The 23,705-nt window shown below is 25.5% G+C and carries 28 protein-coding genes and 3 tRNA genes; 6 read left to right on the plus strand and 25 right to left on the minus strand.

All coding sequences use genetic code 11. The annotated features are described in order from the left end of the window. Positions 1 to 4: 4 nt before the first annotated feature. The 14 genes from NY022_RS05480 to NY022_RS05545 are packed head-to-tail and all read right to left on the minus strand — an operon-like array spanning position 5 to position 9,787. Positions 5 to 1,249 (minus strand): homoserine dehydrogenase, encoded by a 1,245-nt coding sequence (locus NY022_RS05480; RefSeq protein WP_267524240.1) that lies wholly within the window; start codon positions 1,247 to 1,249, stop codon positions 5 to 7. Then, positions 1,249 to 2,043, minus strand: coding sequence for a hypothetical protein (locus tag NY022_RS05485; protein WP_267524243.1), 795 nt, complete (start codon positions 2,041 to 2,043; stop codon positions 1,249 to 1,251). Before NY022_RS05485 ends, NY022_RS05480 begins: the two co-directional genes overlap by 1 nt. Beyond that, positions 2,043 to 2,963, minus strand: a complete 921-nt coding sequence (locus tag NY022_RS05490; protein WP_267524246.1) for a hypothetical protein — start codon at positions 2,961 to 2,963, stop codon at positions 2,043 to 2,045. Before NY022_RS05490 ends, NY022_RS05485 begins: the two co-directional genes overlap by 1 nt. After that, the gene (locus tag NY022_RS05495; protein ID WP_214116899.1) at positions 2,956 to 3,642 is read right to left on the minus strand and encodes a TrmH family RNA methyltransferase; all 687 of its coding nucleotides are present in this window, start codon (positions 3,640 to 3,642) and stop codon (positions 2,956 to 2,958) included. The genes NY022_RS05490 and NY022_RS05495 overlap by 8 nt, the downstream gene beginning before the upstream one ends. Then, positions 3,639 to 4,451, minus strand: coding sequence for a 16S rRNA (cytidine(1402)-2'-O)-methyltransferase (gene rsmI, locus NY022_RS05500; RefSeq protein ID WP_267524248.1), 813 nt, complete (start codon positions 4,449 to 4,451; stop codon positions 3,639 to 3,641). Before rsmI ends, NY022_RS05495 begins: the two co-directional genes overlap by 4 nt. Next, positions 4,451 to 4,651 carry a 50S ribosomal protein L31 gene (gene rpmE / locus NY022_RS05505; RefSeq protein ID WP_214116903.1) on the minus strand — a complete coding sequence of 67 codons (201 nt, stop codon included), beginning with the start codon at positions 4,649 to 4,651 and terminating at the stop codon, positions 4,451 to 4,453. Before rpmE ends, rsmI begins: the two co-directional genes overlap by 1 nt. A 57-nt stretch (positions 4,652 to 4,708) precedes the next feature. Next, a complete protein-coding gene (locus NY022_RS05510) occupies positions 4,709 to 5,368 on the minus strand; it encodes a 16S rRNA (uracil(1498)-N(3))-methyltransferase (RefSeq protein ID WP_267524251.1) in 660 nt (219 codons plus the stop codon). After that, positions 5,352 to 5,741 carry a hypothetical protein gene (locus tag NY022_RS05515; RefSeq protein ID WP_214116907.1) on the minus strand — a complete coding sequence of 130 codons (390 nt, stop codon included), beginning with the start codon at positions 5,739 to 5,741 and terminating at the stop codon, positions 5,352 to 5,354. Before NY022_RS05515 ends, NY022_RS05510 begins: the two co-directional genes overlap by 17 nt. A 12-nt stretch (positions 5,742 to 5,753) precedes the next feature. Further along, positions 5,754 to 6,140 (minus strand): hypothetical protein, encoded by a 387-nt coding sequence (locus tag NY022_RS05520; protein ID WP_267524253.1) that lies wholly within the window; start codon positions 6,138 to 6,140, stop codon positions 5,754 to 5,756. Continuing rightward, a complete protein-coding gene (locus tag NY022_RS05525; protein ID WP_214116911.1) occupies positions 6,140 to 6,718 on the minus strand; it encodes a 6-pyruvoyl trahydropterin synthase family protein in 579 nt (192 codons plus the stop codon). Before NY022_RS05525 ends, NY022_RS05520 begins: the two co-directional genes overlap by 1 nt. After that, a complete protein-coding gene (locus tag NY022_RS05530; RefSeq protein ID WP_267524256.1) occupies positions 6,715 to 7,446 on the minus strand; it encodes a 7-carboxy-7-deazaguanine synthase QueE in 732 nt (243 codons plus the stop codon). Before NY022_RS05530 ends, NY022_RS05525 begins: the two co-directional genes overlap by 4 nt. Next, the gene (gene moaA / locus NY022_RS05535; RefSeq protein WP_267524258.1) at positions 7,446 to 8,414 is read right to left on the minus strand and encodes a GTP 3',8-cyclase MoaA; all 969 of its coding nucleotides are present in this window, start codon (positions 8,412 to 8,414) and stop codon (positions 7,446 to 7,448) included. The genes NY022_RS05530 and moaA overlap by 1 nt, the downstream gene beginning before the upstream one ends. 9 nt (positions 8,415 to 8,423) lie before the next feature. Next, positions 8,424 to 8,915 (minus strand): hypothetical protein, encoded by a 492-nt coding sequence (locus NY022_RS05540; protein ID WP_267524260.1) that lies wholly within the window; start codon positions 8,913 to 8,915, stop codon positions 8,424 to 8,426. Between the two features lie 2 nt (positions 8,916 to 8,917). Next, positions 8,918 to 9,787: a UbiA-like polyprenyltransferase gene (locus tag NY022_RS05545; RefSeq protein WP_267524262.1), complete on the minus strand. Its 870-nt coding sequence runs from the start codon at positions 9,785 to 9,787 to the stop codon at positions 8,918 to 8,920. A gap of 62 nt (positions 9,788 to 9,849) precedes the next feature. On the opposite strand from NY022_RS05545, the gene miaA reads away from it, so the two are divergent. Beyond that, entirely contained in the window at positions 9,850 to 10,725 is an 876-nt protein-coding gene (miaA, locus tag NY022_RS05550; RefSeq protein ID WP_267524264.1) for a tRNA (adenosine(37)-N6)-dimethylallyltransferase MiaA, read from the plus strand. Positions 10,726 to 10,756: 31 nt separating this feature from the next. On the opposite strand, the gene NY022_RS05555 is transcribed toward miaA, so the two are convergent. The 11 genes from NY022_RS05555 to NY022_RS05605 form a co-directional block, all read right to left on the minus strand. After that, complete coding sequence (locus NY022_RS05555) at positions 10,757 to 11,278, minus strand: hypothetical protein (RefSeq protein ID WP_267524266.1); 522 nt, start codon at positions 11,276 to 11,278, stop codon at positions 10,757 to 10,759. 485 nt (positions 11,279 to 11,763) lie between these two features. Continuing rightward, positions 11,764 to 12,330 carry a YceI family protein gene (locus NY022_RS05560; RefSeq protein ID WP_267524268.1) on the minus strand — a complete coding sequence of 189 codons (567 nt, stop codon included), beginning with the start codon at positions 12,328 to 12,330 and terminating at the stop codon, positions 11,764 to 11,766. A gap of 103 nt (positions 12,331 to 12,433) precedes the next feature. Further along, positions 12,434 to 12,518: transfer RNA gene (locus tag NY022_RS05565), tRNA-Leu, on the minus strand. Positions 12,519 to 12,522: 4 nt separating this feature from the next. Then, positions 12,523 to 12,599: transfer RNA gene (locus tag NY022_RS05570), tRNA-Arg, on the minus strand. 56 nt (positions 12,600 to 12,655) lie between these two features. Then, a complete protein-coding gene (locus NY022_RS05575) occupies positions 12,656 to 13,720 on the minus strand; it encodes a GGDEF domain-containing protein (protein WP_267524270.1) in 1,065 nt (354 codons plus the stop codon). After that, positions 13,717 to 14,787 carry a GGDEF domain-containing protein gene (locus NY022_RS05580; RefSeq protein ID WP_267524271.1) on the minus strand — a complete coding sequence of 357 codons (1,071 nt, stop codon included), beginning with the start codon at positions 14,785 to 14,787 and terminating at the stop codon, positions 13,717 to 13,719. Before NY022_RS05580 ends, NY022_RS05575 begins: the two co-directional genes overlap by 4 nt. Next, positions 14,780 to 15,862 carry a GGDEF domain-containing protein gene (locus NY022_RS05585; RefSeq protein WP_267524274.1) on the minus strand — a complete coding sequence of 361 codons (1,083 nt, stop codon included), beginning with the start codon at positions 15,860 to 15,862 and terminating at the stop codon, positions 14,780 to 14,782. Before NY022_RS05585 ends, NY022_RS05580 begins: the two co-directional genes overlap by 8 nt. 1 nt (position 15,863) lies before the next feature. Continuing rightward, positions 15,864 to 16,928 (minus strand): GGDEF domain-containing protein, encoded by a 1,065-nt coding sequence (locus NY022_RS05590; protein ID WP_267524275.1) that lies wholly within the window; start codon positions 16,926 to 16,928, stop codon positions 15,864 to 15,866. Positions 16,929 to 16,988: 60 nt separating this feature from the next. After that, positions 16,989 to 17,087, minus strand: a tRNA-Sec gene (locus NY022_RS05595). A gap of 30 nt (positions 17,088 to 17,117) precedes the next feature. After that, entirely contained in the window at positions 17,118 to 17,699 is a 582-nt protein-coding gene (locus NY022_RS05600; RefSeq protein WP_267524277.1) for a molybdenum cofactor guanylyltransferase, read from the minus strand. Then, positions 17,689 to 18,942 (minus strand): 3-isopropylmalate dehydratase large subunit, encoded by a 1,254-nt coding sequence (locus tag NY022_RS05605; protein WP_267524280.1) that lies wholly within the window; start codon positions 18,940 to 18,942, stop codon positions 17,689 to 17,691. Before NY022_RS05605 ends, NY022_RS05600 begins: the two co-directional genes overlap by 11 nt. Positions 18,943 to 19,004: 62 nt before the next feature. On the opposite strand from NY022_RS05605, the gene NY022_RS05610 reads away from it, so the two are divergent. Genes NY022_RS05610 through NY022_RS05630 form a run of 5 tightly spaced genes read left to right on the plus strand, consistent with a single transcriptional unit; the run spans position 19,005 to position 23,695 of the window. Continuing rightward, the gene (locus tag NY022_RS05610; RefSeq protein ID WP_267524282.1) at positions 19,005 to 20,285 is read left to right on the plus strand and encodes an NFACT RNA binding domain-containing protein; all 1,281 of its coding nucleotides are present in this window, start codon (positions 19,005 to 19,007) and stop codon (positions 20,283 to 20,285) included. After that, entirely contained in the window at positions 20,282 to 20,596 is a 315-nt protein-coding gene (locus NY022_RS05615) for a hypothetical protein (protein ID WP_267524284.1), read from the plus strand. Before NY022_RS05610 ends, NY022_RS05615 begins: the two co-directional genes overlap by 4 nt. 9 nt (positions 20,597 to 20,605) lie before the next feature. Continuing rightward, positions 20,606 to 21,334, plus strand: coding sequence for a phosphatidate cytidylyltransferase (locus NY022_RS05620; protein WP_267524286.1), 729 nt, complete (start codon positions 20,606 to 20,608; stop codon positions 21,332 to 21,334). Between the two features lie 32 nt (positions 21,335 to 21,366). Next, entirely contained in the window at positions 21,367 to 22,425 is a 1,059-nt protein-coding gene (locus tag NY022_RS05625) for a 1-deoxy-D-xylulose-5-phosphate reductoisomerase (protein ID WP_214119727.1), read from the plus strand. Next, on the plus strand, positions 22,418 to 23,695 hold the full coding sequence (locus NY022_RS05630; RefSeq protein ID WP_267524288.1) for a M99 family carboxypeptidase catalytic domain-containing protein: 1,278 nt from the start codon (positions 22,418 to 22,420) through the stop codon (positions 23,693 to 23,695). Before NY022_RS05625 ends, NY022_RS05630 begins: the two co-directional genes overlap by 8 nt. Positions 23,696 to 23,705: the final 10 nt, after the last annotated feature.

The raw sequence follows: 23,705 nt of genomic DNA on the forward strand, positions 1-23,705 counted from the left end.
ATCATTATTCTTCTATTCTTATTAAATTTATATCACCTTTTACAAAATCTTGAGATTTTAATTCTTGTAAAACCTTTTTTATTTGCTTTTCATTTGCCATATGAGTAGTTATAAAAATAACTCTACTTTGATTTTTAGATGGGCGTTGCATTAAACTATCTATACTAATTTCATTATTACTCATAAGACTAGTAATTTCTTTTAAAACACCTATCTTATCATCTACAATCAATCTTAAATAATATTTAGTACAAATTTCATCAATATTTACTAAATTAAGTCTAGGACAAGTTTTATAACCTAACATTTTTCTATTTTTAATATCTACAATTTCCATCAAATCACTTAAAACAGCACTAGCTGTTTGTATACCACCAGCACCTGCTCCATAATACAAACTATCACCCAATGCGTTATCTTTTACTAAAATAGCATTCATAGAATTGCTAACATTAGCTAAAATACTACCTTTATCTATCATCGTAGGATTAACTCTTAATTCTACATTATCGCCATCTTGCTTAGCTATAGCTAATAACTTTATACAATAATCAAATTCTTTAGCAAAATAAAAATCATCATTACTAATCTTATCAATTCCTTGAACCAAAATATCTTCAGGTTTTATATTAACTCCATATGCAAGACTTGCTAAAATGGTTAGTTTATGTGCTGCGTCCATTCCATTAATATCTAATGTAGGATCAGCCTCTGCATAGCCTAATTCTTGAGCTTGTTTTAAAGCTATTTCATAACTTAAGCCTTCATTTTGCATTTTTGTAAGAATATAATTTGAAGTGCCATTTAATATACCTTTAATATTTATAAATTTATTTGCACTTAAACCTTCTTTAATAATTTTAATAATAGGCACACCGCCAGCAACACTTGCTTCATAGCCAAAATATTGATTAGGCTTTAGCATATTTTCAATATCATAACGATAATAAGCAAGTAAAGCTTTATTAGCTGTTATTACATGTTTTCCTTTTTCAAGAGCTTTTTTAATACACTCATAAGCAAATGTAGTCCCGCCCATTAATTCACAAACTACATCACAATCACTATTTAAAATATCTTCAAAATTACTTGTTTGAGTATAAGGACAATCATCCTTTTTTGACTTTACATATACTAAATTTATATCTAATTTATCACCAAATCTATTTTTAATAATATCAGAATTTTTTTCAATCAAAGCCGCAACACCTCTTGCAACTGTCCCATATCCTAATAATGCTATTTTCATTACTGCACCCCTATTTTCATTCCTAATTTAATATGCTCTAATGTATATTTATCACCAACTAAAATATATTCACAATATTTAGGTATTTCTAGTGATAAATTTCTTGTATTATCATCGCTGTAATATGATTTAATTAAATTTAAATTTTTATCTAAAAATTCAATCTTAGGATACCATAAAGTATTTAAACCTATATCAAAATTTATTTTAGAAGCTGATACTACCTTAATAAAATAAGGGTCTAATGGTTTTGTTAATTCTAATTCATCACCACTATTTAAAACTAAACTAGAATTAATTTTTGCATTTGAAAAATCTAACCTATATATAAAATCACCATCATCTTTATGAACATCAATAATTCTAATTCCCATTTTATAAAATGCATCATATAATGCACCAGAATCTATATTAAATTTTGAATCTATCTTAAATGCTATACTTATCTCATCATAATTTTTAATATATTCACTAATCAAATAATAATTAATTCCTATTTGTTCATAGGCTAATACAATGGATTTTAAAAATATTTCAGGTTTTGCATTAGCTATAAATTTAACCTGCATATTTTTAACCTTAGAATAAGAGTATGCGATAAGTGAATTCATTTTTAAAATTTGATTTATAGCTTTAATATCAGGTTTGCCATCTTTTATATAAGAACCATCAGGAAACAATAATCTAAGTTTTGCATCCTTGCTACTATCATTTACCAATTTTGAAGCAATTTCATACGATGAATTAGAATAAGCAAATATAGATAATAAAAATAAAAATAATAACTTTTTCATTATTTAGCCTTTTCAATCTTGCTATATTCTTTTTTAGTTAAAAATTTAACTTCACCATCTTTAAATAAAATATATCTAGCATTATCATTTGTAGGTAATTCTATATTATTACCATCTAAATCCAAAGTAAATAAATGATTACCAACAAGTATTAATACATCTTCTTCAAAAACTATGCCCTTATCAACCATATAATTTTTACTTTCTTTAGTGGATAAATTTATAACATTTACCCAACTTTTATTAAATGGTGTAAAACCTAATTTATGTTTTATAACTTCTTCTTTATTATCATCAACGTCTTTTTTTATCTCATTAATTTGCAAACTAATAGAATTAGCATCAATAGGCTTCATTTCATTTGTATTATTATTTACATTAGATTCATTCTCATTTTTTGTATTTTCATCATTAATATTAACCTCGCTATTAGTATCAGGTAATTCATTAGATACTTCTTCAACAACTTGATTTTGAATAGGTTCAATATTAGGTATTTCATTAGAAATTTGATTGTTTTCAATATTTTCTACGGTTATACTCTCATTATTTTGCATATAATTTAAATAATAAAAAAAACCACCACCAATTATTATAATAGCTATTAAAAAATAAATTAAATAAGTCGTATAATTCACCTTATCATTAATAGAATTATAACTAACCAATTTAGGTTTTACTCTAAGTCCTTTTTCACCTTCTACAAAATTATTTAATTTATAATCATTAAATGCCTTCAACCAATCTTCAAAATTTATATTATACTCACGTTCTAATATTTTTAAATTCATTGTTATATTTGCATTTTTTAATTTCTCAAAATCTCTTTCTATAATAGCTTTCAATAAAACCTCATCTAAATGCGTTTTATTAACAATTTCCTTTAAACTAAAACTTTTTAAATAATCTACTTCATTCATTTATCATCCTATCGCCTAAAATAGCAAAAGCATTACTAACATTTAGGCTATCAAAATTATTTTTCATAGTAATTTTTACTTCTTCATTACAAGATTTAATAATCTTAGAACTAAGTCCATTACCTTCGCTACCCATAACTAAAACCGATTTTGTAGCATATTTTATTTTATTATGCTCTTTAGCGTTTTCTGAATTATTTGCAGCATAAAAGCTAAAACCAACTTGCTTAAATTCATTAACCAAGCTTAAAATATCCTTAGTAAATGCTAATTTTAATTCAAGTAAAGCACCAGCACTAGAACGCATAACTGCTTCTATATTAATATTATTTCCTGAATGAATAATCCCATCAAACCCTAAAGCATAAGCACTTCTAGCAATTGAACCTATATTTCCAACATCGCTTAATTCGTGCAATAAAACAATTTTTTCAAATTTTTTAAACTCATTTATATTTGCTAATTCGTATTCGCTAACTTTTGCTAAATAGCCTTGATGATTTCCACCCTTTGCCATTGCTTGAGCTTTAATAAAATCTAACTTATGGATTTTTTTGCCTAATTTTGTAATTTGTCTAAAGCTATCTTTATCTAAATCTTTTGCTAAATATATTTCTTCTATTTTTTCAGGATGTTTTGTAATATAGTGCATTAGCACTTGTTTGCCGTAAATTATCATTTTTCACTCTTTAATAAATTTTCATAATTTTGTTTTGGGCTAAGCCCATTTAATTTACTCAATAATTTCGCTTTATCTTTTAAACTTATATTAAGATTTAAAATATCTTGAGAATTTATATTAGAATTTGAAATAGAATTTTCATTATTTATAACCACTACCCATTCGCCTTTTAAATTCTCATTTTTTAAAATATTTGCTAGATTTTTAGCAGTATCTTTATAGGTTTTTTCATACATTTTTGATATTTCTTTAATTAAAAATAATTCTTTATCTTCATCAATTTTTGCAATATCTAAGACTAAATCCAAAATCCTTGTAGGGGCTTCATATATAATAGTTGGATAGCTTTGATTTAGAGCATTTTCTATTTGAGCTTGACGATTTTTTTTGATATTTAAAAATCCTAAAAATATAAATTCCTTATCAGAAAACCCACTTGCAACAAGTGCAGTAATAGCAGCATTTACACCAGGCAAAACACTATATTTTATATCATTTTCTTGAGCATATTTTACTAGTGAAATTCCAGGATCACTTATGCAAGGCATACCTGCATCACTCAAATAAGCTATATTTTTAGAAAAATCAATTTTAGAAAAATCAAAATCTTTTTCATTGTGTGAATGTAGTGATATGAAATTATTTATATTAAATTCTATAATATATTTACTACTTAATAAATTAAGTAAAGCCTTACAAACTCGCACATCTTCACAAAAAATTAACTCGCAAACTTGTAAGACTTCTAAAGCACGATATGAAATATCGCCTAGATTTCCTATTGGTGTAGGAACAAAATAAAGCATTATTGCATTGAATATTTTTTCTTAAACTTCTCAACTCTACCTGCAGCATCTACGATTTTTTCACTTCCTGTGAAAAATGGATGACAACTTGAGCATATATCTACTCTTAATTCTTCTTTATTTGATTTAGTTACAAAAGTATTTCCACAAGCACAAGTTACAGTGCATTTTTTATAATCTGGATGAATGTCTTTTTTCATAATATTTTCCTTTTTGGCATAAATAAAGCTGTGATTGTATCTTAAATTACATTAAATCTACATTAAAATTTTTGAACTTATGCTTATAATGGCTGTTTTTGCTTTTAAAATATTTGTAATTTTTAGACCTTGAGTTTTAAATAAATTCCTTTCTTTTTCACTAAAACCACCTTCAGGGCCAATTACATATAAACAATCTTTATTAAACTCGCATAAATCATTTTTATTAAAATCAATTAAAACAAAATCATTATAAAGTTTTTTAAGTTCGGCTAAATTATTTAAAATTGTGATTTTTAAAATATCAGCCCTAGCACATTGTGAGCTTGAATTATGCAAAATCTTTTCAAGTTTAGCTAGTTTTTTATCATCAAATTTATAAGATTTTTGAGAAAAATCTGTATAAACTAAAAATAATTCTTCTAATCCTAATTCATTTAAATAAGGTGCAATTTCAAAAATACTATCAATTTCTATCATAGCAAGTGCAATTTTTACACCACTTTTATTTGCTTTAAATTCACATTGTTCTAGCATTTTTAAAATGATTTTATTTCTTTGTATAAATATTATTTCATATTTATACAAAAACCCATCTAATCTGCTAATATTTACTATATTTCCTATTTGTTCTCGTCTAGCTTTAAAATGAGATACTAATTCACTATCTAAAACAATTTCTTCACTACCTGCTAAATCATTAAAATAATAAAACATTGTTAAATCCTGCAATTAAAATAGCAAATAATTTTATTAGCTCTAAAAATAAACTTAATTTTTTAAATTTTAAATATTCTTTGCTTTTTCTATATTTTTTAAATTTAATAAATTGAAATATAGAAATTCCTAAAATTAAAATAACAGCAAATAGCATTAAAAATCTAAAATCATTAAAGCCTTTCATAGCTTCAATAATAATGCCTGTAAAAAACACACAAACAATTATCGTATAATAAGCAGGCAAAAGCACTCTAATTCTAAAAATATATTTATGAATGTCCTTTAAATATTGTGAAAAAACAAAATATAAAAGTTCTAAAATTATTAAAATATATACAAAAAACAAATGCACACTTATAAAATCACTCATTAAAAACTCCGATTAAAATAATAAAGAATTTGTAACACCAGCAAATATAATTAAAAATATTTTTAATATCTCAAAAACAATACTGAATAATTTAAAATTAAAACTTTTTTTTGCTTTTTTTATCTTATTAAAAATTACAAGCTGTCTAATGCTAAGATAAAAAATCAAAATCCAACTTAAAAATAAAAAAACCTTAAAATTAAAAAATGCCTTAGTAGCTTCAATAAACATACCACTTAATAATACCAAAACTAAGGCTATAATTTGTATTGGACTAATAATTGAAATTCTTGAAATAAATTTATTAATATCCTTACAACATTGAGAAATAAACAAATAAGAAAATTCTAAAGCTACCAAGCAATACACAAAAAACATATGAATGCCAACAATACTCATTAAACTTCCTTTGGATTTATAAAAATCTCATTATTTTTAATTTTTTCAAATAAATTTATATCACTAAAATCTTCTAAAATTGCCTTAGAAAAAGTTATTTCATTTAAATTAATTCTAGGCTCATCATTATAAAAAGCATCATCATATTCACATTCAGCCCAGCCTGTTCTAGTCTCATTTAGTCTGATTTTATCTACTCTTACATTCTCATCATTGTGCATTTTTGAATTTTGTAAAATCTTAGAAATTAATATAAAAAACACTATGCTAAGATTTTCTGCACTGATATTACAAGGTAGCTCAACCCACCTAGCTGAATGCTTTTTAATATCATTTACATACTCTAAATCATCGTATTTATAAACACAAGTGCTATGGTCAAACGCATCTATTATTTGCTTAATATTTCCTTTTAAAAGCCCGAAATCATAAACCATTCCCGCTTTATCAAGAGTATTTGCATATAAAATTAATTCTAATTTATAAGAATGTCCGTGAATGCTAGTTTTACATCTTTTTGAACTACAAAACCTAACTATATGAGCATTTTCAAACTCAAATAATTTACCTATTCTCATACACCCTCCAAATCATCATAAATTCTAATATGTATCCTATCTGTATAATTAAAGCCATTTTTAATAGCAAATTCTAAAACGCTCTTAGCATTCGCTCTTAATTCATCATTAGTAGCACCCTTTGGCATTAGATAAAAATTAGCGTCTTTATAAGCATTTCTTAATTCAAATAATTCTTGATTATCTTCTAAATCCGCTTTATCTAAAACGATTTTAAAAAACGCTTGTTTTGATAGCTTTAAAATTGAATTAATTGCTTCATAATTTATTCTTTTTTCCTTTGGCATTTTGCTATTTGCAAGTTTTACTCCCATTGCAAAATAACAATTTTTATAAAAATCATATTCTTTTAAACAAATACTAGCATTAGTCTCAAATTGCACTAAATATTCATTTTTTACCAAATACTCTAAAAGCTCTATAAATTTAGGATTTTCTTGATGAATTAAAGGCTCTCCACCAGTAATTACTATCATAGGTTTATAGCTAAATGAGTTTAATTTATTGATTATATTTTCTAATTTAAATTCCTTATACTCATCGCTAAATTCATTAGTATAAACAGCTCTTAAAGTATCGCAACCAATTAATGTTTTATTATTTTTGCTCTTAACAACTCCAAATCCATAGCAAGAGAAATTGCACCCCGCAAAACGGATAAAATAAGCAAGTCTTCCTGCAAATATTCCTTCACCTTGAATACTTAAAAATTCTTCAACTAATTTCATCATCCACCCGTTTGTGAAAACGACCTAGCAGAGCTTTTATTATCTTCTTCGCTCCATTTATTTTTCTCAGGTTTGTTTTCTAAAACCGTATTTAAAATCTCTAAAGCCTTATTAATATCTTTATTTCTTAAAGCCTTTTTAATACTCATAGCTTCATCAAAATAAAGGCAAGGTATCAAAAATCCTTCCGCACTAAGTCTTAAACGATTGCAGCTATCACAAAAATCGTGCTTGTGTGGATTAATCACACCAAACACATAATCTAACTCATCAATTTTATATAAACTAGCAGGAGAATTTGGCTCTTTCTCAAGTGCATTTATGCTAAATCTTTGCTTGATTTTATCTAATATTTCAGCTTCTCTTAATCCACATAATTGTCCGTAAGCGTGTTCGTTTTCCATAAATTCAATAAATCTTATTTGAATATTTTTATCTTTGCAAAACATAATCAAATCAATTAATTCATCTTCATTAATACCCTTTAAAGGAACGCAATTAATCTTTACTTTTAACCCTACTTTTAAGGCTTCTTCTATACCTTCTAAAACTTCTTTTAAAATATCTTTTTGAGAGATTAATTTTGCTCTTTGTGGCACTAAAGTATCAAGAGATACATTTATTCTTACAAGTCCTGCTGCTTTTAATTTTGCCGCTTGTTCTTTTAATAAAAATCCATTAGTTGTAAGTGCTAAATCCAAATCGCTCTTATAATCAATTAGCATTTTTATGAATTTATCCAAATCAGCTCTTACAAGTGGTTCTCCACCAGTTAAACGGATTTTATCTACACCCTTATCCATACATAATTTTGCAAATAAAAATAATTCTTCATAGCTTAATAAATTTTCTTTAGGAACCCAATTAAAAGGAACTTTTGGCATACAATAAAGACAACGGAAATTACATCTTTGAGTAAGTGAAATTCTTAAATAATTTATCCTTCTTCCATACGAATCAATTAACATCAAATACCTTTACAAACTTCTTAAAATTAAATTTATAGCTTGTGGACTTTTATTTAACATTGATGAAATTTCATCTACACTTTTTCCTTCACTAAATAATTGCACGATTTGTTTTCTATCATCATCTAAATTATTTTTACTCTCTATTGTTTCACTATTTTCTACTCTATTATCATGAGTTTTACGAGATTCTTTTATATTTTCTTGAATAGCCCTTAAAATATCATTGATTTTATGCATCCTTTCATCAATAATATTATGAATTAAAGGCTCGTAACTTTGCTTTACATACAAACTTACTTGTCTATTTTGTTCTAATTGAATTTCTTTCAATATTTCTAATTTTTCTTTTATTTCATGCATATCTTTAAGATTTGAATCTACAGCTTTTAATACACCGTTTAATCTATCATCTAAATCTTTATTAGAGACTCTAACATAAATAAAAATAAAAATAACAAAAACTATAAAAACCAAATAAATTAAAACATCAATTCCCATAATTATCCTTTATAATTTAATGTATCTATAATATAAAATATCAAAAACACTATGCTAACAATAGCGTTTATATCAAAAAAAGCTCTTTTGATTTTTTCTGTATTTTTTCTCACTATAAAATGCTCTATTATTAATAAAATTCCTACGATTATCAATCCTAAAAATCCATAAAATCCAGCATTTACACTAACTAAAAAAACAAACCAAAACAAAAATGCAATCAAATGAAAAATCGCAGCTATAAATAAAGTAGCCGTTTTACCAAAACAAGATGGTATGGAAAATAAATTATTTGCTTTATCAAATTCTAAATCTTGCAAAGCATACAAACAATCAAACCCAGCAGTCCAAAAACAAACCGCAAAACATAAAGCAATAGAATAAGCACTAATAGAATTTGTAAGCACAATTTCACCTGCTACACAAGCAAATCCTAAAGATAAGCCTAAAATAATATGAGCTAAATAAGAAAATCTCTTAAATAAAGAATAAGAACCAAGTAAAGCTAAGGCAAAAAAGCTAAGATAAAAGCAAGTAGTATTTATAAAATACGCTAAAAGCACGAAAATTACAGCATTTGCGATTATAAATAAAACCAAATTCCCACGCCCTACTCTACCATCTACACTAGGACGATTTTTTGTCCTTTCGTTTAAAATATCAATATCAGCATCAAGTAATCTATTAAGTGCCATTGCGTAATTTCTAGCACAAACAGCACAAAAAATAGCTAAGATAAAATTAAGCCATATATCACCATAATCTAACCCATTTATATTAATAGCCGCTATCATAGAGATTAACAAAAATGGCAAGGCAAAAATACTATGTTTAAATACAATTAACTCTAAAATATTTTTTATTTTATTCATAATCTTTCTTTCATTTTTTTAAAACAAGTTTATAATATTAAAATTAAATTTAAGGAATAGATATGAAAAAAATTGCTCTCATAGGAACAACTGCAAGTGGCAAAACAAACCTAGCTCATAAACTTGCTAAAGCTTCAAATTCTATAATTTTAAGCCTTGATAGTTTATGTCTTTATAAAGAATTAAATATTATAAATGCCAAGCCAGATAATCAAATGCTAGAAGAGATTAAATACTTTGGAATAAATCTAATTAGCGTAAATGAAAATTATAATGTAGGGCTTTATTTTGATGAATACAAAAAGGCTTTAGAATTTGCAAAAAATAATGAAAAAAATCTAATCATAACAGGTGGAAGTGGATTTTATCTAAAAGCAATGCTTGATGGATTAAGCCCTAAAATTAATGATATTAATCATAACTTAAGCCTTGATGAAATCTATAATCTAATGCTAAAAATTGATAAAAACTCAAACATATCAGCAAATGATACTTATAGGCTAAATAAATGGTATAGCATTTATAAAAGCACAAATGAAATTCCTAGCCTTTGGCTAAAAGCAAATACTCAAGAAGCACTTATTAAAGAGCTTAAAATATACGATATTTTATGGGATAAAGATATTTTAAACGAAAGAATTAGGCTAAGGACTAAACAAATGCTTAGCTTAAATGCTTATGATGAAGTTATAAATTTATATAAGATTTATGGTGATACAAAAGCATTAAACTCTATTGGAGCTAAAGAAATAATTGATTGTTTTAATCAAAAAATATCTAAAGATGAATTAGAAGATTTAATCACAATTCACACAAGACAACTAGCAAAAAGACAAAGAACTTTTAATAAAAAATTTAATGCAAAAATATTTAATATAAAAAGCGAAGAAGATTTGCAAAACGCATATGAAAGTATTCTAATCTATCTAAAATCTTAGATAAATTAGAATTTGTTATTAAAATCTAAATTTAAAACAAACTACCTAATAAAGCAGCTAAGAAACCAAATAATAAAAATACAAAGAAGAATTGAACAACTATTAAAATTACTACACCAATCACGCAAGGAGCACATAAATTATCTGTATTTATCCCTAAGTCTAATTTATTTACAAATTTCTTTAGTAAAAAATAATAATGAAATTTACCAAAAACAAAAATACTAGCACAAAAAATTAAAATAGATAATATTACAGTAAATGAAAACATAGCAATAACCATAGAATAAGCAATGCTAATCAACCAAGCCATCCAAAGTCTTCTATAAACAAATGCATAACCAGTAAAAATTCCAGCCACCCAATTAAACGGTAATTGCATAAAATCATATGCTAAAACTTTTTCTTGCACTTGCCCTTGTTTAAGTAAATTTAACATAATAGCTACATTCTCATCACCATCTGATGCACCTAAAAACTTAGCTACTTTTTCTTTTAAAGCTGCCTCGTCCTTTAGTAATTCACTCGATTTCTCACCTAAAAAAATATTCATAATAATCCTTTAAAATAAATTTAGTGGTAAGCATTTTACCCCCCCCCCCAGCTTAATTTTATATTAAATTTAAATTATTTTAAATAAAAAATAAATGATTAAACATAAAATTTAAAATACATATCATTTTTATAATATTGATTATCTATGTTTTTAGTAAGAAGCATAATATTTATAATTATAAAATTAATTTTTTTATTCATAAATATTTTATTAACTATACTTTATAAACTAGTATTTAAAGTAAATATTATATATATTTTAATAAAATTAAAATTTTTAATATAAAGATAATAAAAATTGTAAGAGCGTTAATTTTTCACTTTTTATTTTATAATATTATTTTTTATTGTCATAATTTTATTTATAAAAATTAAAAATAATCACTAGATATACCCAAAAGAATAAAAACTATTGTAATTAATACAATAATAAAAATAAAATTTACAAAATAAGCTCTAATTAAATTAGAGCTTTATAAATAATTATTTTTTGTTAGCTTCAGCAAAAACTTTAACTTCTATTTTGTCGCCAACTATTTTATCGCTAGTTTCTTTAGCTACATTATAATCAGTTCTTAATAAATCAAGTTCTAATTCAAAACCTAATTTTGTTTTGCCATCAAATGTAGCAACACCAGTAATATCTACATCAAAAGCAACTTTTTTTGATACACCGTTTATTGTTAAAGTTCCGTGCATAACGCCTTCATCATCACTTTTTTTCTCATAATTTTCCATAACGAAAGTTAATTGTGGATTTTTTTCCATATTTAAAAAATCAGCACTTTTTACATGTTCATCTCTTTTAGAATTATTTGTATCTAAACTAGCTACATCTACACTTGCATTAAATACTTTAAATACTTTATTTTCTTCATCAAAATCAATATTTGCATCAAAATTTTTAAAATTACCTTTAGTATTACTTACTAACATATGTTTTACTTTAAATTCAACACTTGTATGTGGCTTATCTAATAAAAATTCGCTAGCACTTAAGCCTGTAAAAAGTAATGAGCTTAACACTACAGAACATAAAATTTTTTTCATAAAATCTCCTTCAATAAAAATGAAAAAGAATTGTAATCAATATTACATTTATTGTCAATAAAAAAAGTTAATAAGATAATTATTATCCTAAAAGAATTTAAAGTGGTGCGGATGAGAGGACTTGAACCTCCACGCATCGCTGCACCAGATCCTAAGTCTGGCGTGTCTGCCAATTTCACCACATCCGCTAAGTGGTACGCCCAAGAGGATTCGAACCTCTGACCTACGGCTTAGAAGGCCGTTGCTCTATCCAGCTGAGCTATGAACGCACTAATAAAAATAAAACCTGTATCATATCTTATTAAAATTAAATTTAGCTTAAAAATTATTTTTTAACAATTCTATTTCTACCTAAATTTTTTGCTTGATATAAACACTCATCAACTTTTGTAATATATTCATCTAAAATATTACTAGCAAAATTTTGCCCAATATATAAAGCACCTATACTAACACTTGATTTTATATTTAATTCTAATATAGCATTTTGCTCATATTCTATTCTAAATTCTTCACAAATTTTAATAAATTTTTCTTGACTAATTTTATATGAAAAAATTAAAAATTCTTCTCCACCCCAGCGACAAATAAAATCTGTATATTCTCTAAATTTTTTAAGCATTAAATTAGCACAAAGTTTTAAAACTTCATCACCAGCACTATGACCATAAGTATCATTAACTCTTTTAAAATAATCAATATCCACTATTGCTAAATTTACATTATTTTTAACATCCAAATCTTCAATATTTTCTATAAAATACCAACGATTTTTAAGACCTGTTAAATAATCTATATTTGCACTTTTATCTAGATAATTTATTAATGCTTCTTTACTTTCTAATTCTTCTAATCTTTTAACTCTTAACATATTTGACATTAAAATAAAACAAATACCAACAATGCTACCATGTAAAACATTTGATATAAATTTAACATCAGCATTAAATATATTAATTTTATATCCCAAAGAATAATCATTTATAGAAAATAAATACATCACAACTACATTATAAATACATCCAAAAAAAGCAACTAAATAATTTACCCACCACTTCTCATCAGCTGATAAATAACAATATGTAATAATAGGAAGTGTAAAATATGTAAAACCATATCCCCATCCAAAATAATACAAAGATGAAGTTGTATAAATTAACCCTACTAAGAAAATCATATGGACACAAAATCCCATTTTTTCTTTTTTAACAAATATCAAAGATATTAAATTAAAACATGCAAGAGTTAAATTCACTAAAAATAAATATGGGTAATCATTAAGCAACATAAAAATAGCCATAAAAATATGAAAGAAAATAAAACCTGTAACTATCTGTCTTATTTGATTTAAACTATATAATATATTACTTCTTTTTAAAATAGATATCATATTTGTCCTAGTAATATTAATTCAACTCTATTTTTGCCTGACTTTTTACCATTATAAAGTGCTGTATCAGCTTGAGATAACATATAATCTATACTTTCAACTCTTAGAGCATAACATATACCAAATGTAATAGTAGCCTTCTTAGAATTGTACCCATCGCTATGAATATAATTTGAAAAATCATTTTTTATATCATTGATTAATTTTTCAACTTCTTCAACATTCATACCTGTTAAAAATATTAAAAATTCTTCGCCACCCCATCTTGATACATAAGAATTTTTAATATCACTAATTTTATTTTTAATTATATTAGCAGTATTTTTTAAAACTATATCACCGTATATATGCCCATACATATCATTAATATTTTTAAAATTATCAATATCACCCAACACTAAAACCATAGACCTTATTTTATCTTTTTGAAAATAATCATAATATTTAGATAAAATTTCATTCATTGCTTTGCGATTTAAAATTTTCGTTAAATAATCATAATCTACTTTAGCTTGTAATTTTGATTTTTCTTCATCTAATATTTTTGATTGATTTTTTTTATTATCACTTACGGCAATAGAATAAAAAATTACAATAAATGCAATTGCAAAAATATTTACAAAATATACTAAAAGCATATACTTGCTATCATAATTTGGTATATCTTTTGTAAGATAAAAAACTACTATTAATAAAATTATTTCTATAATACCTATAATAAATGGATATTTAGAAGTTTTAAAATTATGCACATAGCCTAATGATAAAATAGCTATAAAAACATTTAAAAAACCATATCCTTGGCCAACTATATAAGTACAACCTGCACAAGAAATTAGAATTGCAAAATGTGTAAAATATACACCTAAGTTATAAAATCTTTTAGATAATATTATAAAAAAAGCAACAATTAAATTTACAATAAATTCAATAAATTTAAATTTTGCCATAGTTTCTATGTCTATAAAATAAAAAATAAGAAAATAAATAAAATGAGTAACAACTAATAAAACCATAGTAACATTTACTAATGATTTTATATTATTTAATTGTTTTAACTCATACATTGCAACTTATTACTTTTCTTTCTATTCTATTTCGTCCTGAGTTCTTAGCCAAATATAATAATTTATCAACTTCTTTCATATAATTATCAAAATTATCGTAAGAAAAACAACCGTCAATATGCATACATCCTATACTTACGCTTACATTTAATTCTTCTATAGCAAACTTTTTATTTGATAATTCTTGCCTAAATTCTTCACAAACATTATAAAAAACATCAATATTGCTAGAGTGCGCAAATATTAAAAATTCTTCACCGCCCCAACGCGAAATCATATCAGTATATTTTGAAAACCTTTCATTTATCAATATAGCTACTGTTTTTAAAACCTCATCACCAACATTATGACCATAAGTATCATTAACTTTTTTAAAGAAATCTATATCAACAAGTGCAAAATGTATTGGCTGATGATTATTAATAAATTTAATTCTTTCCATAAAAGCCCATCTATTAAGCAAATGGGTTAATGGGTCAGTTGATGCACTAACTCTTAGTAACTCATTTATATTTTCTCTAATAATAATTGCTCTATTTTTTCTAACCTTTAAAAAATAAACAACAAAAATCATAATAACACACACAATAAAAGAATGAGTTATATAAAAAACAACATTAAAATTCATAGAATTAATATAAAATATATTATTTAATGAGTATTTTTTAAATTCCATAAAAAAATATAATAACTCAAAAATAAGCATCTCTAATATTGCTATAGAATAAATTAATTTTCTACTTTGTATTTTGCCAACATAACAAAATGCTATACAAGGTATTATAAAATATTGAGCCCCAAAACTCCACCCAAAATAAAAAACCATAAAAATAGCATATAAAATACATACAATATGTAAAGAAAAAATTATAGAATTTATCTGGTGTGTCAATATTTGTCTATAAGAATAAGCATAAATTAGAGCTAGCGAACTATTAACACAGGCTGGAAAAATATGATTATTATACAACATTAAAACAGCTAATAAAAAATATACAAATGTAAAAATTAATAAAATAAATTTACCAATCCTACCAGCTACTTCTATATCATCGTTTTCTAAGAAACTTCCCATTTTAACCTAACTTTACTACTTTTACCCTATTTTTACCTAAATATTTAGCATTATACAATGCTGAATCAGCTTTAGTTATTAATAAATCCTTTAAAGTTTCACTCTGAGCGTAACTTATCCCTATAGAAACAGTTATATTTGATTCGTTTAAATTATCGGAATTGTTTAACTTTTCAATAATTGCTCTACTTTCTTCTAATAATTCAATAGCGTAATTATAATCATAATTTACAAATAAAATTACAAATTCCTCACCACCCCAACGAGATATAAATACATTTTTTAAATTTTTATATTGATTAATTAGTGATTGCGATACATTTTTTAAAACAATATCACCAAAATGATGTCCATAAGTATCATTTAAAATTTTAAAATTATCTAAATCAGCAATTGCAAAAATTAAAGAACTATTTTTCTTATCATTCAATTTTTTTATATTTTCATCTAATACATCATTCATTGCCCTACGATTTAATAATGAAGTTAAGTAGTCATATTCTGATTTATACTTTAAAAATTCTTTTTTATCATCTAATCTCTTTAAAATTCTTTCATTTTCTTTGTCGCTTAGCCATATATAAATTAAAACAGTAATAACCATAAAAAAGAAATTTGCTATATTTATATAGTGCATATAAGGATTTGGATAGTTAGGTTTATCTTTAGTAATCCATAACATAATAAAAAACATTAAAGTTTCAAATATACAAATTGCCAATGGAACAAATAAATTATTAAAATTTTGTATATATGCTAACGATAATAAAAGAACTATTATCATAGAAAAGCCATATCCCCAACCTAAATGATAGGTTGAATAACAGCAAGAAAACAATATATCAAAATGTGCAAAAAGCATGGTAAGTGTATAACATCTATTTTTAAATAAAACAAAATATCCTAATATTAAAGCCAAAATTATTTGTATAATAGAAGGCGGTATCAAAAAATAAATTTCAGTTATAAAAAAAGCAAATGTATATATCAAATGCACAAAAAATATAATAACAATGGTAAATTTTATAATTATTTCAAAATTATCTACTTTTTTGATTTTTTCCATTATACACCTTAGTTTAAAGGACTTATTTTATCATATTTCACTGAACTTTAGTTTAAAACTTGGCTAGAGAGTGAAGGAATCGAACCCCCCGCAGAATAGTCAACTACCCCACCACAAGATTTGAAGTCTTAGGGCTACACCAGTAGGCCAAACTCTCCATAAAAAAGGCTTAGTTATAGCATAAAATGTTTAATATCTATAACTTTTAATAAACTTTTCAAAATCACTTTTTGTATTCATATTTAAAAAAATATTATCATTTTTAAAGTTTAAAGTAATTGCACCTGACTTTATAAAAAAATCTTTGATTTTGCAATTTTCATCTAATTCATCTAAATATTTTAAATCGCTCATCTTATAAAAACCACATAAAAAATGAGTTTTGATACTTTTTGCCACTACTGAACTTTTATATCTTTTATGTTTATAAAAAAGTCTTTTTATAGAGCTTTTATTAATTTTTACAAAATCAACTGCAATTACAAAAACAGAATTTGAATTAGGAATTTTAATATTTTTAAAAGTCTTTAAACCATTAATTGGATGAAAATATTCATAATTATCTTTTAAAAATTTACATTTTAAATCACTTGGCTTAGTCTTAGCACAAAAATATATTTCATTAAATAAAGGCTGCAATTTTTCATATAAATAATTAATCAGGCTAATTTCACGCTTTTTATAATTAAAGCGTAAATTAGCCTTATCTTGCCCCATTCTACTTGATTTTCCACCACCTAAAATTAGGCAAACGCTATTTTTAAAGCTCATCAGGAGAACAAATATATCCTTTAATTGCACTAGCAGCCGCAATTGCACTATTTGCAAGATAAACTTCTGAAGTTCTCGCACCCATACGACCTACGAAATTTCTATTCGTAGTTGATATACAACGCTCTCCATCAGCTAAAATCCCCATATACCCACCTAAACAAGCACCACAAGTTGGATTACTTACAACTGCACCAGCACTAGCAAATATATCCATTAAGCCTTCTTTTTGAGCTTGTAAAGCAATTTTGGTTGTAGCTGGAGTAATTATCATTCTTACATCTGAATGAACTTTTTTATCTTTTAAAATACTCGCTGCAATTCTTAAATCACTTAGCCTTCCATTTGTGCATGAGCCTACAAATGCTTGGTCAATTTTTACCTTTTCACTTACAGCTTGTTTTATACTTTTACCATTACTTGGTAAGAACGGATATGCTACAACAGGGTCAAGCTTGTCTAAATCAATCTCAATTACTCTTTCATAAACAGCATTTGGCAAATGGCTAAACTCAACGCCTTTTCTCTTTAAATCAACCGAGTTTAAAAACTCTCTTGTAACATTATCAACAGCACAAATTCCATTCTTTGCACCTGCTTCAATCGCCATATTACATAAACTAAAACGGCTATCCATATCAAGCTCTTCAATTCCAAAAAACTCTAATGATTTATATAAAGCCCCATCAACGCCTAAAATTCTAATAATTTCTAAAATTAAATCTTTTCCATAAACCCAAGGCTTTAATTTTCCACGAAATTGCACTTTAATAGCACTTGGCACTTTAAACCAGTTTTTACCTGTTATCATTGCATACGCTAAATCAGTGCTTCCCATTCCAGTAGCAAATGCTCCTAAAGCTCCGTGCGTACAGGTATGACTATCCGCTCCAATTATTACATCACCTGGACTAATAAGTCCATTTTCAGGTAAAAGTGCATGTTCAATACCCATATTTTTTTCATCAAAAAGATATTTTAAATTATGTTCTTTTGCAAAATCTCTACTAATTTTTGCTTGATTTGCACTTAAAATATCTTTTGCAGGAATATAGTGGTCAAGCACAATTGCAAAACCATCAGGATTAGCTAATCTTGTAGCACCACTTTTTTTAAATTGTTTAATAGAAATTGGAGTTGTAATATCATTTCCTATTACCATATCAATAGGACAATCAATAATCTCACCTGCTCTTACTTCTTTTCCTATATGATGAGCAAATATTTGTTCTGTTAAAGTCATAGATTTCCCTTTTTTTCTAATTTTATTAATTTTAGCCGTTAAAATTAATAAAAGGATTAAAAATGAATTATTATGATTTAGTGCAAATTAAAGATTATTTAAAGCAATATAAAAAGATAAATCGTGCATATAGAATAAATGATAATTGCTTATGTATTGAGTTTAAAGATAAATTATATTTTGATTTAACCAAGGGCAAAAGTGCAATTTATAGTGGTAATTTATATGCTAAAGATTATACTAGTCCATTTGATTTACAGCTTAAAAAAATGCTTTTTAACGCAAGTATTTTAGATATTAAAGTGCCTATAAATAATAGGATTTTAGAGTTTAAACTAGCCTTAGCTCACGCTTATAAAAAAATGGAATTTTATTTAATACTTGAGTTTTCAGGAAAATTTACAAATGCACTAATCTTAGATGATAAAAGAAATATAATAAGTGCCTTAAGATACGGCAAAAACAATCTTAGAGATATTTTACAAAATGAACCTTACATAGATTTAGAACCTACAAAAATCACTGAAAAAAATATAAAAATTGAAGATTTTAAAGTTTATTTCGCAAATATTTTTGCAAGTCTTCAAAACGAGAAATTAAACTCATTAAAAGCTCAAAAAATAATGGAAAATGATAAAAAAATTGAAAAATTAGAGCTTTTAATAAATTCTTTAGAAGATGAAGAATTACTAAACAAAAAAGCACTTTATGAATACGCAAAAGGCGATGCACTAAAAGAAAACTTATATAAAATAAAAGATTACGAAAGAGAATTTGAAATAGGAATTTATAAATATTCTTTAATCAATTCTGCAAAATATGAGCTAAATAATATTTATAAAAACGCTAAAAAATTAAGCCAAAAAGCAAAAAATATAAGCATAGAAAAAGATAATCTAAACGAAAAAATAAATGCTTTAAATAGCCTAAAACAAGCAATAATTTGCACAAAAGATGAAGTATTTTTACGCTCATTATTCGCAAAAAACAATAAAAAAGGCAAAACCCAGCAAAATCCAAACATATTAAATTTTTATGTAAATGATTACAAAATTAGCGTAGGACTTAATGAAAACGCTAATGAATATTTGCTAAAAAATAGCAAAAAAGATGATTTATGGTTTCATTTAAAGGATTTAAAAGGCTCTCATGTAATAATTTCAAGCAACAAAAAAAGCTATGATATAGATTTAATCTATCATGCTGCAAGTCTTTGTGCTTGTTATTCTGGTAAAAAAGAAGGTAATTTTTTAGTAGATTTTACAAAAAGAGCAAATGTAAAAATTATTGAAAAAGCATTCGTTAATTATGTTAATTACGATACTATAAAGGTTTTTTTATGAGTGTAAATAATATTGGAAATATAAATTATATAAATCAAAATCAAGGCGTAGCGATTGATAATCACGCAAAACATAATGCAAAAATGTTTGCTGATGAGCAAATTACTTTAGTTACGCCAGAAGTTAATGTAATAGAAGAAAGTAGCGAAAGCTCAAAAACAAACACAAATCTTGATGATGAAAAATCATATCAAGATGAACGCCCTAAAAAAGAGCATAAAAGAGCTAATTTTTTCGGTGTTATGATAGAAGAAGATGAAGAAATTGAAGAAATAAAAGAAAGCGATAGGCTTTTTGATAAACTTGTTTAAGGAGTATTTATGTTGAATGAAAAAATAAAAACAGGCTTAATTTTTGCAATAATTGCAGTAATTTTTCTAGCGATAAATTCTTATTATTTATGGCTAATAATATTTTTATTGGCTAGTGGCATTGGATATTTTGAAGCTTGTAAATTATTTGATACTAAAAATAATTATTTAATTTTAGCTTTAGGATTGATATTAGGAATTTATACTCAAATGCCTGTGGTTTCTATGATTTTTGCTATTTTAGTTCTTGCTTCTTTTTTAGCATACAAACAAGGAGATTTAAAAGAAATTCTACCATTTATTTATGCAGGAATTGGAATTAGCTTTATTTTTGAAACTTATATTAGATTTGAATTAAGTGGCTTTATTTGGCTACTTTTAAGCGTTGTTTTATGTGATAGTTTTGCTTATTTTGTAGGTAAAAAATATGGAAAAACTAGCTTTAGCCCAAGTTCTCCTAATAAGACTTTAGAAGGAGTAATCGGTGGAATTATCATTAGCACAATAATTTCAAGCATTTATGCTAGTTTTGTTTATAGTGAGATTGGCTTTTTTGGAGTTTTATTTTTATCATTTTTAATGGCATTTTTTGCTGTATTTGGAGATTTATTTGAAAGCTATTTAAAACGCTTAGCGAAGGTTAAAGATAGTGGGGAGCTTTTCCCTGGACATGGCGGAGTATTAGATAGAGTTGATGCTTTGATTTTTGCTAGTATTATTATGGTGGTATTCTTATGAGCTTTACTATAAATCCAACAAAACCTGAAATTATAAGCGTATTTGGTTCAACTGGTTCAATCGGCGTTAATGCTTTAAAAATAATAAAACAAGCTGATATTAAATTAGAGTGCATTAGTGCTTATAAAAACTATGAATTATTAAACGAACAAATAAAAATGTTTAATCCTAAAATAGTCTTAGCAAGTGATGAAATACTAGATAAAGTAAATCATTCTAATAAATACTCAATAAAAGACGCTGCATTTATAATGCAAGATTTAAAAAGCGATGGAATTATCAATGCAATAGTAGGATTTGCAGGGCTTAAAATATCTTTACAAACTCAAGAATTAGATAAAAAACTCTTTTTAGCAAATAAAGAAAGCTTGGTTGTGGCTGGAAAATTTCTTGATACTTTTAATATCTCTCCTATTGATAGCGAACATAGTGCATTAGCAGCACTTTTAAGGGGTATTAAACACCCTAAAAAGCTCACAATTACTGCTAGTGGTGGGGCATTTTTTAAATACAATGAAGTTGCAAATCTAAAAGCAAACGAAGCCTTAAAACACCCTAATTGGGATATGGGGGCAAAAATCACAATAGATAGTGCAACAATGACAAATAAGCTTTATGAATTAATAGAAGCAAAACATTTATATCCTAATTTAGAATTAGACGCAATCATAGAGCCAAGCTCAAGTATTCACGCATTTTGCGAAAGTATTAATGGCTCAATGAGTGCTTATTTTAGCGTGCCTGATATGAAGCTTAGCATTGCAAATGCACTCTTAGGTGAGAGTGATTTTGCTGCTTGTGAATATTTTGATATTTTAAAACTTGCTAAATTAGAATTCTTTGAGATAAATCCTAATAAATACCCTATTTTCAAACTAAAAGATGAGCTATTAAATAATCCTGATTTAGGTGTTATTATCAATGCTGCTAATGAAGAATTTGTATATAAATATTTAAAAGATGAATGTAAATTCTATGATATTAGCGACGCAGTATTTAAGGCTTTAGATAAATTTGCTGATAGTAAAATAAATACTATTGATGATGTGTTTAGTGTAGATAAAATGGTAAGAGAGTTTTTGAATGCTTAAGATATTTTTAACATTTTTAAGTCTTAATTTATTTGCTTTAAATTTTACTATAAACACTTTAGGAGAATGTGAAAAAGTTTGTGATAATACCGTTTTGATTTTTGGCGGTATTCAAGGAGATGAGCCAGGTGGTTTTCACGCTGCTAGCTTATTAATCACGGATTATAAAATCACTAAAGGAAAAGTAATTGTCGTGCCAAATCTTGCATTTGATTCAATAATTGCTAGAAGTCGTGGAGAATTTGGAGATTTAAATCGCAAATTTGCAGAACTTAGCGAAGATGACCCTGATTATTACACAGTTGAATTAATCAAAAAAATAATAACTTTACCTGAAGTAAAACTCATAATAAATCTTCACGATGGTAGTGGATATTATTCTCCAAAATACATAAATAAAGATAAAAATCCATCTAAATGGGGAAATTCTTGTATAATTGACCAAGATGAAATTAATGCAAAATACGGTAAATTAAACGAAATAGCCAGTGCTACATGTGAGGTTATTAATCAAAATTTATTAAACAAAATTCACACATATAATCTTAAAAACACAAACACAGCAAAAGGTGACAAAGAAATGCTAAAAAGTCTTACATACTATGCTATAACGCAAGGTAAAGCTGCCTATGCAAATGAAGCTAGCAAAAATCTCTTAACCCACGAAAGAGCGTATTATCATTTACTTGCGATTGAAAATTACCTAAAAGCAGCTGGAGTTGAATTTGAGCGTGATTTTGAATTAAAACCAAATGAAGTAAAAAATGCTATAGAAAAGGCTATATTAGTAAAACTTGATAATAGATTTTTATTATATTTACATAACGCAAGGCCTGTAATTAATTATATACCGATTAAACTACCATTTAAATATAATGCTAGTAATGAATTAACTGCAATTTTTCCAAATAAAGATAAAAAAAGTTTTTCTATACAATACGGCAATCGTTTTCAAACAAAATTATTACTAGAAAAAAATGTAGAATATAGTGATATTACTGATAAATTAGAATTAATTGTAGATGATAAAGAGATAAATACAAAATTTGCAAAAATCATAAAAGTGAAAAACTATTTTCTAATCAAAAATAAAGAGAATGTAAGAATAAATGTAATAGGCTACAACACAAAAGGAAGTGAATACAATATAAAAATAAGTCTTAAAAATATGCAAAAACAATACTCAATTGATAAAGCAGGTAAGATTTATAGGGTTGAAGCTTACGAGGATAAAAAATTTATAGGTGCTATTTTAGTTAAATTTATATAATTCTTAAATT

Source organism: Campylobacter sp. MG1 (genome assembly GCF_026616895.1).
GTDB lineage: Bacteria > Campylobacterota > Campylobacteria > Campylobacterales > Campylobacteraceae > Campylobacter_E.

What these genes read in the sequence shown, in the direction of transcription:
- miaA (WP_267524264.1), top strand. Translation starts at nt 9,850, where the DNA reads ATGAAAAAAATTGCTCTCATAGGAACAACTGCAAGTGGCAAAACAAAC.
- NY022_RS05490 (WP_267524246.1), bottom strand. Translation starts at nt 2,963, where the DNA reads ATGAATGAAGTAGATTATTTAAAAAGTTTTAGTTTAAAGGAAATTGTT.
- NY022_RS05510 (WP_267524251.1), bottom strand. Translation starts at nt 5,368, where the DNA reads ATGTTTTATTATTTTAATGATTTAGCAGGTAGTGAAGAAATTGTTTTA.
- NY022_RS05615 (WP_267524284.1), top strand. Translation starts at nt 20,282, where the DNA reads ATGAGTGTAAATAATATTGGAAATATAAATTATATAAATCAAAATCAA.
- NY022_RS05630 (WP_267524288.1), top strand. Translation starts at nt 22,418, where the DNA reads ATGCTTAAGATATTTTTAACATTTTTAAGTCTTAATTTATTTGCTTTA.
- NY022_RS05585 (WP_267524274.1), bottom strand. Translation starts at nt 15,862, where the DNA reads ATGGGAAGTTTCTTAGAAAACGATGATATAGAAGTAGCTGGTAGGATT.
- NY022_RS05530 (WP_267524256.1), bottom strand. Translation starts at nt 7,446, where the DNA reads ATGAAATTAGTTGAAGAATTTTTAAGTATTCAAGGTGAAGGAATATTT.
- NY022_RS05560 (WP_267524268.1), bottom strand. Translation starts at nt 12,330, where the DNA reads ATGAAAAAAATTTTATGTTCTGTAGTGTTAAGCTCATTACTTTTTACA.
- rpmE (WP_214116903.1), bottom strand. Translation starts at nt 4,651, where the DNA reads ATGAAAAAAGACATTCATCCAGATTATAAAAAATGCACTGTAACTTGT.
- NY022_RS05555 (WP_267524266.1), bottom strand. Translation starts at nt 11,278, where the DNA reads ATGAATATTTTTTTAGGTGAGAAATCGAGTGAATTACTAAAGGACGAG.
- NY022_RS05480 (WP_267524240.1), bottom strand. Translation starts at nt 1,249, where the DNA reads ATGAAAATAGCATTATTAGGATATGGGACAGTTGCAAGAGGTGTTGCG.
- NY022_RS05495 (WP_214116899.1), bottom strand. Translation starts at nt 3,642, where the DNA reads ATGATAATTTACGGCAAACAAGTGCTAATGCACTATATTACAAAACAT.
- NY022_RS05485 (WP_267524243.1), bottom strand. Translation starts at nt 2,043, where the DNA reads ATGAAAAAGTTATTATTTTTATTTTTATTATCTATATTTGCTTATTCT.
- NY022_RS05600 (WP_267524277.1), bottom strand. Translation starts at nt 17,699, where the DNA reads ATGAGCTTTAAAAATAGCGTTTGCCTAATTTTAGGTGGTGGAAAATCA.
- NY022_RS05525 (WP_214116911.1), bottom strand. Translation starts at nt 6,718, where the DNA reads ATGAGAATAGGTAAATTATTTGAGTTTGAAAATGCTCATATAGTTAGG.
- NY022_RS05620 (WP_267524286.1), top strand. Translation starts at nt 20,606, where the DNA reads ATGTTGAATGAAAAAATAAAAACAGGCTTAATTTTTGCAATAATTGCA.
- rsmI (WP_267524248.1), bottom strand. Translation starts at nt 4,451, where the DNA reads ATGCTTTATTTTGTTCCTACACCAATAGGAAATCTAGGCGATATTTCA.
- NY022_RS05610 (WP_267524282.1), top strand. Translation starts at nt 19,005, where the DNA reads ATGAATTATTATGATTTAGTGCAAATTAAAGATTATTTAAAGCAATAT.
- NY022_RS05605 (WP_267524280.1), bottom strand. Translation starts at nt 18,942, where the DNA reads ATGACTTTAACAGAACAAATATTTGCTCATCATATAGGAAAAGAAGTA.
- moaA (WP_267524258.1), bottom strand. Translation starts at nt 8,414, where the DNA reads ATGTTAATTGATTCGTATGGAAGAAGGATAAATTATTTAAGAATTTCA.
- NY022_RS05540 (WP_267524260.1), bottom strand. Translation starts at nt 8,915, where the DNA reads ATGGGAATTGATGTTTTAATTTATTTGGTTTTTATAGTTTTTGTTATT.
- NY022_RS05515 (WP_214116907.1), bottom strand. Translation starts at nt 5,741, where the DNA reads ATGAGTGATTTTATAAGTGTGCATTTGTTTTTTGTATATATTTTAATA.
- NY022_RS05545 (WP_267524262.1), bottom strand. Translation starts at nt 9,787, where the DNA reads ATGAATAAAATAAAAAATATTTTAGAGTTAATTGTATTTAAACATAGT.
- NY022_RS05590 (WP_267524275.1), bottom strand. Translation starts at nt 16,928, where the DNA reads ATGGAAAAAATCAAAAAAGTAGATAATTTTGAAATAATTATAAAATTT.
- NY022_RS05580 (WP_267524271.1), bottom strand. Translation starts at nt 14,787, where the DNA reads ATGTATGAGTTAAAACAATTAAATAATATAAAATCATTAGTAAATGTT.
- NY022_RS05520 (WP_267524253.1), bottom strand. Translation starts at nt 6,140, where the DNA reads ATGAGTATTGTTGGCATTCATATGTTTTTTGTGTATTGCTTGGTAGCT.
- NY022_RS05575 (WP_267524270.1), bottom strand. Translation starts at nt 13,720, where the DNA reads ATGATATCTATTTTAAAAAGAAGTAATATATTATATAGTTTAAATCAA.